Source organism: Bhargavaea ullalensis, from assembly GCF_042432615.1.
Classification (GTDB): domain Bacteria; phylum Bacillota; class Bacilli; order Bacillales_A; family Planococcaceae; genus Bhargavaea; species Bhargavaea ullalensis.
In genome coordinates this window covers 95,968-111,270 of sequence record NZ_JBHLWY010000037.1, presented here as the reverse complement: position 1 = coordinate 111,270, position 15,303 = coordinate 95,968, and the positions used below count along the sequence as shown (strand labels likewise).

10 protein-coding genes and 1 pseudogene are annotated in these 15,303 nt (G+C 53.3%); 3 read left to right on the top strand and 8 right to left on the bottom strand.

Features of this window, described 5'->3' with window-relative positions; translation table 11 throughout:
* Window positions 1–27 precede the first annotated feature (27 nt).
* Window positions 28–774, bottom strand: coding sequence for an alpha/beta hydrolase (locus tag ACFFIY_RS09025; protein ID WP_354196142.1), 747 nt, complete (start codon window positions 772–774; stop codon window positions 28–30).
* A 185-nt stretch (window positions 775–959) separates the two neighbouring features.
* Complete coding sequence (locus ACFFIY_RS09020) at window positions 960–2,078, bottom strand: DUF4145 domain-containing protein (protein WP_354196140.1); 1,119 nt, start codon at window positions 2,076–2,078, stop codon at window positions 960–962.
* 186 nt (window positions 2,079–2,264) lie between these two features.
* On the opposite strand from ACFFIY_RS09020, the gene ACFFIY_RS09015 reads away from it, so the two are divergent.
* Window positions 2,265–2,849 carry a hypothetical protein gene (locus tag ACFFIY_RS09015; protein WP_354196138.1) on the top strand — a complete coding sequence of 195 codons (585 nt, stop codon included), beginning with the start codon at window positions 2,265–2,267 and terminating at the stop codon, window positions 2,847–2,849.
* A 511-nt stretch (window positions 2,850–3,360) separates the two neighbouring features.
* Here the strand turns inward: ACFFIY_RS09015 and ACFFIY_RS09010 are convergent.
* From ACFFIY_RS09010 to ACFFIY_RS08985, 6 genes are all read right to left on the bottom strand, one after another.
* Entirely contained in the window at window positions 3,361–4,998 is a 1,638-nt protein-coding gene (locus ACFFIY_RS09010) for a thiamine pyrophosphate-binding protein (protein ID WP_354196136.1), read from the bottom strand.
* 15 nt (window positions 4,999–5,013) lie between these two features.
* The gene (locus tag ACFFIY_RS09005; protein ID WP_354196134.1) at window positions 5,014–7,797 is read right to left on the bottom strand and encodes an EAL domain-containing protein; all 2,784 of its coding nucleotides are present in this window, start codon (window positions 7,795–7,797) and stop codon (window positions 5,014–5,016) included.
* 167 nt (window positions 7,798–7,964) lie between these two features.
* On the bottom strand, window positions 7,965–8,897 hold the full coding sequence (hprK, locus tag ACFFIY_RS09000; protein WP_354196132.1) for an HPr(Ser) kinase/phosphatase: 933 nt from the start codon (window positions 8,895–8,897) through the stop codon (window positions 7,965–7,967).
* A gap of 128 nt (window positions 8,898–9,025) precedes the next feature.
* Window positions 9,026–10,474 (bottom strand): hypothetical protein, encoded by a 1,449-nt coding sequence (locus ACFFIY_RS08995; protein ID WP_376837236.1) that lies wholly within the window; start codon window positions 10,472–10,474, stop codon window positions 9,026–9,028.
* Between the two features lie 197 nt (window positions 10,475–10,671).
* On the bottom strand, window positions 10,672–12,597 hold the full coding sequence (locus ACFFIY_RS08990; protein WP_354196128.1) for a 3'-5' exonuclease: 1,926 nt from the start codon (window positions 12,595–12,597) through the stop codon (window positions 10,672–10,674).
* A 504-nt stretch (window positions 12,598–13,101) separates the two neighbouring features.
* Complete coding sequence (locus ACFFIY_RS08985; RefSeq protein WP_354196126.1) at window positions 13,102–13,599, bottom strand: integrase; 498 nt, start codon at window positions 13,597–13,599, stop codon at window positions 13,102–13,104.
* A 439-nt stretch (window positions 13,600–14,038) separates the two neighbouring features.
* Here ACFFIY_RS08985 and ACFFIY_RS08980 point away from each other — a divergent pair, with 439 nt between their 5' ends.
* On the top strand, window positions 14,039–14,467 hold the full coding sequence (locus ACFFIY_RS08980; RefSeq protein WP_354196124.1) for a KGG domain-containing protein: 429 nt from the start codon (window positions 14,039–14,041) through the stop codon (window positions 14,465–14,467).
* Between the two features lie 48 nt (window positions 14,468–14,515).
* Window positions 14,516–14,731, top strand: a pseudogene (locus ACFFIY_RS08975) (con-10 family general stress protein); the annotation flags it as partial.
* Window positions 14,732–15,303: the final 572 nt, after the last annotated feature.

Genomic DNA, 15,303 nt, shown 5'->3' with positions numbered 1-15,303 from the left:
CTGGAACGGCTGCATGAACAATTTGACTCAGACTCCATGCTCTTTAAAGAATGCGAGTGTCTGGCTGATGATCGTATCCTGGTCGTTGTCCAGCGTGGCGACATGATAGCTGTCGTGCAGACGGGTCACGTCTTTAATTTCCGAAGAAATGCTGTCCCTGATGAGCTCGGCGTTTGACGGCGGGACGACATGATCCTCGTCTGAAACGAAAATCAGTGCCGGACAACGGACTTTCTTGAGGTCGGAACGGACTTCCTCCATAAGCGCGAGGATTTCCTTTACCGAATGGACTGGTGTCTGGTCGTAGGCGAGTTCGGTCACACCGGACTTTTTAATATCAGAACCGATCGCGTCCAAAAAGCGGACGTCCTGCAACTCGGTCACCTGTTGCATCGAGGGGATGTCGATCGCTGCATTGATCAGCGCGATCGCCTTGATGTCCGGGTGTTTTTCAGCCATATAAAGCGTGAGCGTGCCGCCCATCGACAGGCCGGTCATGAGGATCGTGTCGCAGCGCTCCTTCAGCCAGGCGTAGCCTTCTTCGATTGACCGGATCCAGTCATGCCGGCTTGAGCGTTCCATGTCTTCGTGGTGGGTACCATGGCCGGCGAGCCTCGGTCCGCACACTGTGTAGCCCGCCTCGGCAAAGGCTTCGCCGAGCGGACGCATGCTCTGCGTCGTTCCGGTGAAGCCATGAGAGACGAGGATGCCGGTTTTTCCGACTTCAAAATAGAATGGTTCCGCTCCTTCGAGCACCGGGTATTGTTCGTTCATGTTCCTATCCCCTTCCGTTTCGTTCTTTTGTTACCTTTCGGGAAAGGGGACGGGTAATCCTGCCGCTGTTCCTTATAAGCGGTTCGGTTCATACAATGCGGGTAAGCTGTATAGTCCGGCAAACGGCAAAAAATAGAACCAATATTGCAACTGCGTATGCCTCCAATTAACAGAACAGCTCAAGGTTACTTAGCGGATTTCACTTTTTGCCAGTGGCTTAAGTCATCGAAGAGTTTTTCAATCGTGCCGTTGCCGACGTTTTTGTATTTCGCGAGGATGACGAGTTCCTGCGGAAGCTGGCCGGCACGTTTGATGCCGCTTTCCTCGAGTTGCCGGACGAATCCGGGCGTGAGTGACGGGAAGTTCTCTTTCGTCAGTTCGGCTTTCGCGAGGTTCTCGGTCACCGTCACGCAGTCCGCCTTGTAGAAAAGGAACAGTTCGCCCGGCCGCTCGATGCGGATTTTCCGGCGGGCTTTTTCTTCTTCAATAAAGATGTCGAGTTCCTCGAACAGCTGCTCGTCGTTCTTTTCCGTATAACGGGAAGCCGACTGATGCAGGCCGTCCAGATCGGCGGGCAACTCGCTCATGATGCGGGCTTCCTCCTCCCCGCCGAGTTTGACAAGGAACCGGACGGACTTTTCGAACCGCTGCGGCAAGAGGAATGCATCACGGAGGAAATACGGTACATCGAGCGACTTGTCTTGATAGCGGATTTTCCTTACAGTGGTAAAGCCCGGCGGCTCCGCGGTGATTTCTGTTTCGACGGTAGCCGCCGCCTCTTCTGCGGGTGCATCTTTTTCCCCTTCTCCGCCGATCTGCTGCCGGAGCAGCGATTCCAGCCGTTCTAGCCTGGCTTCCAGTTCCGGCAGCTCGAACGCCTGTTGGGTTGTTAGGGATGGATCACGATATTCCGGAAAAGTGAAATTCGGATCACCGTACACTTCGGTGTACCATTTCAGCACGGTGTAGATCGCTTCCCACGAAGTGAGCGCCTCGGACACGCGGAACGCCCTCGTTTCATGGGCGGCCAGGTTCCCGCTCCGCCGGATGATTTCAAGCGCATCTCTCACTTCTCGGGTGAGCAGCCCTTGGCGGTCCACTTCATCGAGCCGCTCCTTCAATGTCATGTACGGCTGATCCTGCATCTTCTCATCGCGCATGACCAGCTTGAGGACAGACTCCACAAGCACCCGGGCATGGGTGAGCATCGTCCGGGGGCTTGAATAAACGCTTTGTTCAAGTTCGTTTGCCACAAGTGCGAGTTGTTTGTGGTTGAGGAAGGAGTAGAAATAAGAGTCGGTCATCACGGTGTCTCCTTTGGTGGGTCAGTTCTCTTACCATTTTAGCACTCAACTTCTTCTGATAGGAACAGGTTATAATCTTTCATGAAACGTTAACCGGATGAGTGCCGCAGCGGGCCAGATATATGGCATACTGTTGATTGAAGCGATTGATTTGTGCAAACTTTGTCGGTAAGGGAGTTGTGCTTCTTGGAGAAGGATCGAATCCAGCTGTTGGATGAAACGCTGGCGGGCTTGGATGGAAAAGACCGGATGGCGGCATCGGAAGAAATCTGCCGGGCGGTGAAAGAGCTTTTCGGGTTTGACTATCACCGGATTCCGATTTTATTGGAGGTTGATGAGGAACAATCTAATTGCTCGGTGCTGGCGGAGGAACTGAAAAATTTGCCGGCGCTGACCGGCGAGCATGTGAGACCGTTGCTGCTTCGGATGTTTGGAACGAACCTGGATGGCATCGTGGCGATTGAAAAAGCGCCGGTTTCCATTCGGTCGAAGGATAATTGGGTGAAGCGGCATGACGGGGACCTCGTGATGATCACCGGCGGATATCGGGATCTGGATGTGGTGGTATCCCCGACGGATGAGTTCGTGACCGTCACCGGCAATGAACATCTTTCGGAGGAACTGATACGCCGGCTGGAGTCGATCGGTTATGTGAAGCGGGACGGCCACGCATTTTATGAAGACCCTGAAGGCAAGCCGATCCCTGTTGACTTTAAGACGAAGACGATCGCCACCATCACCGAATACTTCGAGGAATTCCCGCTATCTTAGAAGACGAATAAAGCCTGGTCAGAGATGACGGGGCTTTACTTGTATTTGCCGGGCAGGACGGACGCGAGGAAAGTGTCGGGATCTGAGCCGCCCGGCGATGAATGTCCGGTTTGGGACCGCGAATGTCGGGATCGCGTCGCTGAATGTCGCGATTCGGCCTCCGAATGTCGGGATCCGGGCTGCCCTGTGGCGAATGTCGGGATCGCGTCGCTGAATGTCGCGATTCGGCCTCCGAATGTCGGGATCCGGGCTGCCCTGTGGCGAATGTCGGGATAGAGGCGGCGAATGTCGGGATCAACTCACTGAATGTCGCGATTCAGCCTCCGAATGTCGGGATTCAGCCTCCGAATGTCGGAATCCGGGCCGCCCGGTGGTGAATGTCGGGATAGAGGCGGTGAATGTCGGGATCAACTCGCTGAATGTCGAGATTCGGCCTCCGAATGTCGGGAAGCCTCTCCCTCTCCCCATGCAAAAGAATCGCCCGGCCATCAACGGCCGGGCGTTTTTTGCTTTATTCGCCAAACCCCGAAAGGAATTTCACACGGTCCCCCATCGGCGGCGGGTTGTCATCGACGAGGACGATTTCGAGCAGGGCCGGGCCGTCTTGCTGCATGAGCCGGTCGATCGTTTCCTGGTTGAGATCTTCCAGCGATTCGATGCGGGCGTTCGGGATGTCCATGCCTTCTGCCATGTCCGCAATGCTGAACGGTTTTGTCGAGAAGGTCGTGTGGGTGCGCTTGAACTGAAGGTTGTGCCCGTGGTAGACGAGTCCGAGGCGGGCGTTGTTCATGACGATGAACAGGATCGGGATGTTGTATTCTTTCGCCGTCAGGATTTCCATGCCGTGCATATAGAAGCAGCCGTCGCCGGTGATCGTCACAGTCGGACGTTCCGGGTCGGCCAGCTTGGCGGCGATGCCGGTGGAAAGCCCGCTTCCCATCGCGCCGAAGTGGACATTTATGTCGAATGCATCATAGGAAACTGTGTTCATGTCATGGATGACATAGGCTTCCGTTTCAGTGATGTCGATCGCGTAGCGGGTCTTTTCCGGCAGCAGTTCCTGGAGTTTCAGCATTGCATTTTTCGTCGTGAAGTCCTCTCCGGCCTTCAGCGGAGCTGCGTTGTAAGAGATCTCTGCCGTTTTCGGCGAAGCCCCGAGCTGGCGCAGTTCTCGGATGAATTTAGGAAGCACGTCGTTCAGGTCGCCGAGAACCGAAAGATCCGCCGGGTATTTCCGGTTGAATATTTTCTCGTCAATATCGGCGTGGATGACAAATCGGTCCTTGGCCAGGTTGGCGTTGTAGTTGCTCGTGGCGGTTTCTCCGAGACTTGATCCGAGGACGACGAGCGTCTCGAAGCTGCCTTCCTGGACAAGTTGTGTGGTCGATTCATGGCCTGCGAAACCGTAAATGCCCGCAAAATGCGGATGCGTGTCTTTGAAGAGACCTTTGGCGACAGGCGTGCAGACGACCGGCCAGCCGAGCAGCTCAGACAGCATCATTACTTCCGGTACCATTCCGCGCACCCCCTGCCCCGCGAACAGGAGGCCGGTTTTTCGTTTCTTCATCTCTTGGACGGCTTTTTTCACGGCGGCCATATCGGTCGCAGGCGGATTGAACCGGATCGGCTCTTCGGGGAACTCCGGTTCCACCTGGCCGTTCTGGACGTTGAGCGGAATGGCGATATGTACAGGGCCCGGTACGCCGTCAAGTGCGAAGCGGACCGCTTTGTCGATTTCCGGAACGAGGTCTTCCGCCCGTTCGACGCGTTTGGAGTACTTCGTGATCGGTGCAAACAGGGGAGACACATCGAGTTCCTGGGACGCATTGAAGCCGACCGTGCTCATCGGCACAGCGCCGGTGATGAAGAGTACCGGCTGATGTTCGCGCATGGCGTTCGCCGCGCCGGTGATGAGATTCGTCGCACCCGGACCGCTTGAGCCGGCGGCGACCGCAATGTGTTTCGAATACTTGGCATAAGCGGCAGCCATATATCCGGCCGCGCCTTCGTGCTTTGTGATGATCGGCACGATATCCGGATAATCGTTCAGCCCGTCATAGATGACATTCAGGCTGCCGGCCGGAATGCCGAACACTTTGTCCACCCCAATTTTGCGGAAATACTCAAGAACTGCAATACCTGCTTTCATCTTCGCTTCATCCCCTTATTTATTTTTCAGGAACCTTTTTTCAAGCTGTTTGGCCGGTATCGGAGGGCTAAAGAAATACCCCTGCATGAGTGCGCAACTGCGGGCCGCCAGATAATCCGCCTGCGGCTCGGTTTCGACTCCTTCGGCGATCACTTCCATGCCCAGATTGTCCGCCATCGTGATGATCGTGTCAGTGAGCGCTCGGTCATCGTCATCATCCATGAGATCCCGTATGAACGAGCGATCGATCTTGAGCGTGCTCACCGGAAACTTCTGAAGGTAACCGAGCGAAGAATAGCCCGTTCCAAAGTCGTCGATGGCGATTTGCACGCCGAGCTTTTTAAGCCTGTGCATGGTGTTGATGGCAAGCTCGGAATCCCGCATGAGCTGATTTTCGGTCAGTTCCAAGTGAAGGTAGCGCGGCGGGATTCCGGTATCGGCCAACACCTGCTCGACGACGGTCACCAGGTCATCCTGCTCAAATTGCGCCGCCGACAGATTAACCGCCATGTTGACAGGAGCATAGCCGGCATCCATCCATTTCATCAGCTGGCCGGCCGCTTCACGCAACACCCATTCTCCGATCGGAACGATGAGTCCGGTTTGTTCGGCAAGCGGAATGAACACATTCGGCGGGATGAGGCCCTCAGTCGGATGCTGCCAGCGGATGAGCGCTTCCACCCCCGCCATCTCTCCTGTGCAGTAATCCATCTGGGGCTGATAAAAGAGAACGAACTCATCGCGCTCAAGCGCCCGGTACAGGGCGTTTTCATACTTCACATTTTCTATCGTGCGCCGGCCCATGCCTTCGTGATAAAAGTGGAAACTTCCGCCGGCCACTTCTTTTGACCGGTACATCGCCGTATCGGCTTTTCGGATGAGTGCTTCCGCATCGGTCCCGTCTTCGGGATAAACAGCGATGCCGATGGAATTTTTGATGAAAATTTCGTGGCCCTCGAGCAGGATCGGCTCTGCGAATGCGGCGTTCACCCGTTCGACGGTCTGGATCACTTCTTCCTTCGTTTTCACGTCGAGAAGAATGATCATGAATTCATCGCCTCCCTGCCTTGAGACAATGCCGGTTTCCGGAATCGAAGTGCTCAGCCGGATGGCGACTTCCTTGAGGAGCAGGTCACCGAAGCTGTGGCCGAACGTGTCATTGATCAGCTTGAACCGGTCCAGGTCCAGGAACAGGACGGCAAGCTGTTCTTTGTTCAGCGCGGCATTTGTGAGTGCATGGTCCAGGCGGTCGCGCAGGAGAAGCCGGTTCGGCAAGTCCGTCAGACTGTCATAGTAGGCATAGTACTTGATCTCGTCTTCCAGCTGGCGGCGCTCGGTGATGTCTTTGAAGATGACGACCTGGCCGAAAACGTCGTCTCCTTCCTGAATGAGCGACAGATCATATTCCACCGGGAAGGAGGTGGCGTCTTTCCTGTAAAATCGGTCTACCTGAACCATCGGCTTGTTGTCCGGGCCGACCGCGCAGCCGGTCGTCTTTGCCGGGTCTCCCCAGAAAATCCATCCGCACGGCAGCCCCACAATATCTTCTTCACGTTCAAACCCGAGCATTTCAAGGCCGGCCGGATTGCAAAATGTCATATGTCCCTGGAGATCGAGCCCGAAAATCCCCTCCCCCGCCGAACTGAGAATGAGTTCTTTCTCTCGTGACAGGTTCTCCAGCTCGGTGACGACACGTTCCAGCTCGCGGTTCTTTTCACGCACCTGGGATGTCCGTTCTTCGATGATCATTTCCTGCTTGTCCATGTACAGCAGGTTCGACAGCGTGGAAGCGGTCGAATCCACGACCGACTGGGCCAGCTGCTGGACCGATTTCGGGTAGTCGACGAGTTCATCGCTGAGATTCGGGACCGCGATGAAGCCGAGCACTTCGTTCATCGCGACGAGCGGGAACACCGAGAGGCCGCGGATGCCGAAAGCTTTTGTCACTTGGGGGTCCGGCCGGCTGTCTTTTGTGACATCCGGTATGAAAATCGGCTTTCTCGTCTGTACTGCCTCCTGATACACTTTGTCGGACAAAATATCAGCAACTGTCATTTTATGCACTTTCAGCCACTCGTCCTCGCTCCAGCTGCTTTGCTTGGACAGCTTGGCAGGCTCGATCTTCCTGCCGGCAAGCGGGTCAAGCAGATGGACGGCGGCATTGTCATTTTTGAGGACTTCCCCGATATAGCGGAAACAGATTTCAATCGCATCCTGCATGGTCTCGCACCGTGACAGCTCCCGGTTCACATTGAGCAGGAACTGTTTTTCCTGAAGGAGATCCTCTTTCCGGTGAAGGTCGTTGGCGTTGCGGATGGCGACCGCCGCCATATTGACGAATGCCTCGACCGTTTCACGCTGTTCATCGGTGATATTCATCGGCTGCCCGTAGTTGAACAGGAAGACGAGGCCGAAAAGCTCGTCCCCGAACGAAATCGGCAGCACGAGCAGAGACCGGATCAGAAATGAATCAACCGCCCAGTCGCTCGGCCGCTCATCCGATGCGGTGTCCGGAATGTAGACCGGCCGGTTTTTCTCAACGACTTCCCTGACGAGAGCATCGTTCTTCGGGTCGATCACGTGCATGTCGATCGTCATGCCGTTGATGAAGTCCGGCTTGCCGGTATAGCCGCGAAAAGAGCCGTCGGCCTGAGGCATATAAATGCCGACGGAATCGCATTGGAACACTTCCTCGGAAATGGCTTCTGTGACGGCTTCGAGCATTTCTTTGAGCTGCAGCTTCGTATTGATCAGCCTTGTAAGGTTTGCCAGTTGCCGGTAGCGTGAATGGTCTTTCATGGCTTCACATCCTTTATGTATGCGCCCCGCTTCCAATTCCTTACCCTGCCAGGCTTGTTTTCAGGCATGGGGAGAACCGGCGGAAACGCAGGAAACCCGCACTCCGGCCGGCGGATGCAGGATCATCCTCTATGGATCCGGCCGTTAAGGGGTTTTTTAGGCCGGTCTTATTCTTCTTCGTCATGGAACGCTTCTTCAAGCCGGTGGCGGAATTCCTCGGCTGCGCTGTATCCCTGCATCCGGAGGTACCAGTTGTTCGCCGCTGCTTCGATCAGGCCGGCGACGTCCCGGCCGGGCTGCAGCTGAATCTGGATATGCGGGATTTTCACACCCATGTATTCCTTGTATTTCATGTCGACTTCAAGCTCATTGTTGAGTGCGTCTTTTTCCCACTCGATGAGTTCGATATCGAGTGTCAGGCGCGTCTCTTCCTGGAAGGAAGTGCGCCCGTACATACGGACGACATTGAGCAGTCCCACGCTCCGGAGAGCCAGGAATTCGCGGTTGTTGCCGTCATGCGTGCCAAGCAGGGTCTGGGGGCTCAGCTTTCGGATGACGACGATGTCATCGCTCACGAGCCGGTGGCCGCGGCCGATGAGCGTATGGGCCGTCTCGCTTTTTCCGACGCCCGACTTCCCGCGAAGCAGCACGCCGATCCCCGAAACATTCACACACACACCGTGTATGGCCATTTCCATGGCGAGGTTTTTGACGAGGAAACCATTTAGTTTCTGCACAAATTCCGTCATGGAATCCGGCGTCCGCAATACCGGGATTCGGGCTTCACCGCAATAAGTCAGAAGTCCGTCCGGCTCTTCCTGATTTGACGTGATGATGACGCAGGGCGGGTCATACGTGACCATATTGCCGATCCGGTGCCGGGCTTCCTTGTCGTCCAGTGTGTGCAGATAGCTGATCTCGTTCCGGCCGAGAATTTGCACGTGTCCCGTTGCAATAAAGTCGAAATGGTTGAGAAATTCAAGACCCGGCCGGCGGACCTGCGCTTTGTCGATCGTCCGGTGCAATTCTTTTTTTCCCGCCAGCACTTCAAGTGAGAAGGCATCGCTGATTTGTTTGACAGTTACTGTTTTGGTCTCCATCGTTCTCTCCGAATCCCGGTTTTCCCGTGTCATTTAGTCGACCCGCAGCCGTCAATCTGGCGCGGGTCCTGCTGTTTCCTATTATACAGTGATTGCCGATGATTGAAAGCGGTTTTATCATTCAGTATTCATTCCTCGAGCAAGGCGCCGGTATCGACTGTCCACATTTCCAGCGAATGGGCGTCGACGGCATGGATATGGCCTCCCGGGGCCGGAAATTCCGGAATGTAGACAAGTTCATAAACAGGCGCACCGCCGTCGTTTTCATTTCTCGCACGCACCGGCCGCATGCGGATGTTGGACATATAAAGCGACTTGGCCGCCTCAATGTCAATCGGTGCTTCGCTCGTCAGTGCATCAGCACAAAAACCGATCCGCTCTGATGCATCATACCGGACGACGGTCCCTGTCGCCGCGTCGATATCGATCTCCACACATTCATCCTCGATCTGAAGATCCCCATGGAATCGGTCAAAGATGAATTGGTAGCCGGACACTTCCAAATCGCCGTTTTCATCATCATATAATTCCGGATCCTCTTTCCGGAGCCGAAACAGACGGTCCGCATCCGGGAACTCCCCGAACAGGACGGACAGCGCCTTTTCATAGGCTTCCCCTTTGCCGACGGACCTTGTCTGCGTCCCGTTCTCCGGCGGCAGCCTCATTGCAGAATAGATGCGGTCGCTCCGGTGGCCGCTGATCATCTTGACCGCGTGTTCCATCGGCTCATCATACTCATACAGACGTTCGTCTTGTTTTGAAAGTTCCGGTCTGTCGCTGTACACTTCATAGTCCGCACCGTCCAGCTGCTCCTCGTAGACGAGCGACATTTTATCCGCGCCGATTGCTGCCGTCAGCGGCGTGCGGGTCATCCGTTCTTTCGGAAGCCGTTCGAATTCAGGCTGATGATAGCCGAGCTCTTCTGCCAGTGAAAAGACGGTGCCGTCCATTTTCACCTCGTCCGGCGTGCCGGTGAGAAAATCATAGATGAGATGGAACTCATTGTCCCCGTCCACATAGATTTCTCCGTCATACCGGCTGATCTTCAGTTCCCCGTGGAGATTCGCCATGAACAGATCAAGCGCCGCTTCCGGTGAAATGGCCTCTTCCTCGTTGACGAGGATCAAAGGGCCCATATGGTTTGTCATGTCCAAGAGGCGGCCGTCCTTCCAAAACGAAAAACTCACGCCCGAGTTCGGCAGTTCGATCCCGTCCATGTCTTTTCGGACGAAGTCAACCGAGTAAATCGAATCCAGGTCGACAACCGAAGAAAACCCGAGTATTTTTGCATCATCATTAAAAACCGAACGGATGAATTGTTCAGCGATACGCCGGACCATATGGGGCGCAAGCGTCACGACCGGTGCGAATTCGGTCGCACGGAAACAGGAGAAAAAGCGCAACTCTCCTTCCCCGTCAAGCACCATCTCCGCAATCATTTCGCCGGAATGTCTCCGGACCAGCATGCAGCTCCCGGGATCGTCCTCCAGCGTTTCGATCTCAATCTCGTCGATCCGGACTCCCTCCATATAAGGAAGCAGTTTTTTGACCCACTGGTTTAACGTTTCCATTTCCATCGTCGGCTGCACTCCTTCGAAAAATCTTATCTTGCCACATGTCTACCCAAAACTTTGCGTTTTGACCCTTTTGCTCAGTGTATGCGCTCGGTTCCCGAAAAAACCTGTATATGCCGGCGGGACTCATTGCCGTTTCCGTCTTTATTGTTCCCCATTATAAAAAGAAAAGCCGGACCTGCTTGAGCAGGCCGCGGGCTTCAGGAAGTGGCGTTCTTTTCGGATTTGATCTTTCGCTGCTGCTTGGATTCACGGATGGCATCAAAGTATTCTGTGTAAGCGGAGTGACCGGAGTAAGTCAGGCATAAATATTCCTGCGCGCGGGTCATGGCAATATACAGCAGCGACGCCTCCCGCTCCGGATCATCCTCGAGCGGAAGCGGCATGTTGTCGATGTTCACCGCGAACACCGCTCTGAAATCCAGCCCTTTGCTGGAGTCGATCGTGCTGATCGTCACCGCTTCCGCATTGCGGTCGTACGCCCGTTTGGTACCCGCAGATTCGGTAAGCCAATAATACGGCAGGTTTTCCTTTTGAAGCGCCTTTTTTAATTCGTCAACATAGTCATTGCCGCCCCATTTCCTGACGCGATACAGGATGAGCATGCCGGACAGCGGAATGCCGCGCTGGGTGTGGAGCAGGCGGATCTGCCGCGCCACGAACGTCGCTTCCTGCCGGAAATCCTTTGCTCGGATGAGACCGGGGGCATAGCCTTTGCGTGAAGTGCTGAGCGGAGCGATGATTTCGCCTTCGAGCTGCTTGTCCACTACGCCGTGCACATTGGAATGGGCTCTGTAGAAGTCCCAGGCAAATGAGACAATCTGTTCCGTGTTCCGGTAATTGATGTTGAGCACTTTCGAGCGGCCCCTGAAGTCAAGTCCCGTATCCTGGATGTAAGAGCGTTTTCGCTTATAAATGGACTGTGCCCGGTCTTCGACGAGAAGGAGTGACTTCGTTTCGGGGTTCAACAGCCGGCTCACGAGTGCGAACCATTCTGGTTCGAAATCCTGCCCTTCATCAATCAAAATGGCATCGTAGCCGGGCAGGATCGCCTCTCCCCCGTCGAGTTTTCCGATAAAATACGGAATCTGGTCTTCTTTGATCTTCAAGTCGAATCTCAGCCAGGCATGGAAATTCCGGACAGCGATATTGCCGGTTCCCGGTGGCATCAGCCCGCCGCCCTCTTCGGAAAAGTCAAAATCAAACAGGCTCTCCGGCTCGTTCACCATCCTTTGCACCATCGCCTCGATCGTCCGGGACAAGGAAATATTGTAACAGAGGATGAGAATCTTCCAGTCCGGATGTTTTTTCATGAGCAACTTGGCACGGCTTGCGAGGATGAGTGTCTTTCCGCTTCCGGCCACTCCACGGATCAGACGGTTTTTGTCGCCGAGCTGCTTTGCAAGATTTTCCTGGTGAAGGTCCATCGCCTTCAGGCCTTTCAGTGACAGGAGCATTTGATCCTGATGAACCACCGGCTCCCGGAATTCGGCGCTAATCCGGACTTCCGGGAAAAGATGGTAGCGGATGGCATCGACTTCGTTAGGGGTTAGCGGATCGCGCAGCGGGAACATCATCTCCGCCATGGCGTAGATTTTCTCGACGAAGAGCTCTTCGGAGAAATTCGGATGGTCCGGGTCGATTTCATCGCGCATGAGCGTCTGGCCCGGTTCAAGGACCCGGTCGAGGCCGAGCCGGTGCATATCGTCCAAATGCATCCTAGTCAGGACCGTTCCATGGCCGCACGGGAATTTCAGCCGGTTTTCATATTTACCTTCTGGGTGGACGAGGCTCGCATCCCGCTTCAGCGCGTCCATGATAAGGAACATATATTTGCGTGACTGAAGCATCGGGCTTGGAATGACTTTGCGTCCTTCCTGGGAAGTGATGATCGTCCATTCGTCCGCGTTCAGTTCGTGCAGCGTCCCTTTCGTATAGTCCTTCACTTCAAGGACCAGCAAGCCGAAATCACGGCCGATCAAGACAAAGTCCGGACGCCTTCCTCTGATTTCCGGTTCATAATAAACAATGACATCATCGGGCAGGACGGTTTTCATCGTCCTGAACAAGAGCCGTTCTCCTGCAGTCGCCGATGACCGGATCGTCTCCGGAATCATATAGGCCATGGCGATTCCTCCAAATTCGTTCAGTTTATTTCCATTATACCTCAATGCCCCACAAGAATCGCCAAGATTTTCCGGAATGGCCGAATGCCGGATAAACCAGCTAGCTCAATTTGATTCCAATGAGTTCCTTCTATATAATAGCGCTTCCTGCAGACCGGAAATTTGAAAGCACAACAGATTCGGAAGTTCTGTTTCGGCAAATAAACAATTGAGCAGATAGGTTTACGGCAGGCAAAAACGGATATAAAATAAGCACAGCGATGAATCGGGAGCCACATTCAACGAAGATGATGCAACAAGAAAAGGCTTCCGGACAGCGCTGCCGGACTGGAAACCGGCTTTTATTTGGAGACGAAACTCCTTAGATGATTGCCCAATCATTCACATATTCTCCAAAACGCAGCACGGATAACTCCGTACTGTGTTTTTTTATTTAATATCACCAATAAAACAAGCAGCCGCGGACACAGAAATCATGCCCTCGGCTGCTTGTTAACTATTTGATCAGGCGGTGGCTGTGCCGACAATCCGGGCAAGCCGTCGCTTTTTGTCTGTCAGTTTTGTTTCATAGGTTCCGAGTGACTGTTCTGCGATCGCATTGAAAAGCTCAAACGGAACGAGTTGGTACATGTTGTTCAGCATGCTTGCATTTTCCCAAGCCGTCTTCTCGCAAATCAGATTGCGCTCATCTTCTTCGATCAGTTTTCCAAGCAAGACAGGATCCGCATAAATGACGGGAACGGGAATGCCCTGCTTCATTTTCATCACTTCAACCGACTGAGGAATCGAATCCAGCAATGCCTGACGGTCAATCGCATGCCCGATCTCATGAAGTGTGATGGCCGTGATGTAGGTCTCAAGACCAACTTCCACTTTCTGTTCGGCTGCCGCTTTTTGAAGACGGTCCGGATCATAAGTGACATAGTCATGGATAAAGTGGTAAGTCATGTTTACACCGCACAGGTCTTCCTTGATCTCCAGGTCAAATCCTGTCCGTTGCATCACACGGCAAATGATGTTTTCTATATTTTTTTTCACGTTCTCTCTTTCGCCCCACTGTTTTTTTAGTATAATTCCGGCATAATCGGCCGTTCTATCTCTCTGTTTAGAATGAAAAACAGCTGAAAAACGCTCTTTCATTTTTATTAACCTCATTTTATCACTATATTAATATAGAATCCAGAACGGAAATTCATGTTTGTTTCCTGTGAATTCTCAAATAAATTGCCTAAATTATTTTATAGAAGATATTAATGTTTCAAGAAGTCTCCGGCCGTTTTTCCTTTGACACATATAGCTCAAATTAGATTGTCTCAATATTATTTCAAATGTTACAAATGTTACAGTTCTTCTCCACTTGTTTATTTCTCATAGAAGCGGAAATACAGAGGATGAGGCTGAAAGAGCTTCTAGCCAAAAACTTTTCGAGGAGGAATGCACGATGGCAGACAACAAAAGAAATAACAAAAACAACAACGAGAAAATGACAGTAGAAGAAGCAGGACGCATGGGCGGCGAAGAAACAGCACGCACTCACGACCGCGATTTCTATGAAGAGATCGGTCGCAAGGGCGGCGAAGCTACTTCCGAAAGCCACGGTCGAGAGTTCTACGAAGAAATCGGTAAAAAAGGCGGCGAAGCCACTTCCGACAGCCACGGCCGTGAGTTCTACGAAGAGATCGGCCACAAGGGCGGCGAAGCCACTTCCGACAATCACGACCGTGACTTCTACGAGAAGATCGGCAAAAAGGGCGGCGAAGCCACTTCCGACAATCATGACCGTGAGTTCTACGAAGAGATCGGACAAAAAGGCGGCGAAGCCCGTCACAACAAGGACGATGACGACAACAACCGCCGAAACAAGCGATAATCCAGTCGCAGCCATTTCAACCAAACAACGATCAGGAGGGATTTTCACATGGCAGACCACAAAGACCATAAAAACCATGACGAAGGCAAAATGACGGTAGAAGAAGCAGGACGCAAAGGCGGCGAAGAAACTGCACGCACTCACGACCGTGAGTTCTACGAAGAAATCGGCAAAAAAGGCGGCGAAGCCACTTCGAAGAACCACGACCGTGAATTCTACGAAGAAATCGGACAAAAAGGCGGCGAAGCCCGCCACAACAAAGACAACGACAACAATAACAACAAGTAATACCCTGTTGTTCAAAAGAGGCTGCCCATTGACCGGGCAGCCTCTTTTGCATGGACTGAATCAAATCGGGACGAATTTGGCCGGGCAATCTGATTAAATCGATTGTGCCCCCGTCGCTCTCATTTTATACACTTGATTATGTATATGCTGACGTGTGTCTGAATAGTCAGATGTAAAATTTTATCCATCATACTAGTAAGGTTTAACTGCTGCCATTGTCTCCTCGGGCTGCACTGTGCGGATTCCAAGCCCCCACTCCCCCTTTATGATTCGGTGCGGTCCGGGCGAGTGGGATCATAGAAGCTGTGAGTGAGCGCGTTGCCAAGGTGAGTGGAATCATAGGCCCCGTGAGTGAGCGCGTTGCCAACTTGAGTGGAATCATGGAGCAAAGTGTCCAGTTCTCTGTGTCTTTTCGTTTCAGGTGGATTTTTCGGCTGATCGGCCAGCGCAATTTTTCGAGTGCTTCCCCTACTGTGCGGGAACGCAAAAAAGCAGGAAAGCAAAGACGTTCTTTGCTTTCCTGCTTTGGCAGTCTGCGGCATAAAAAT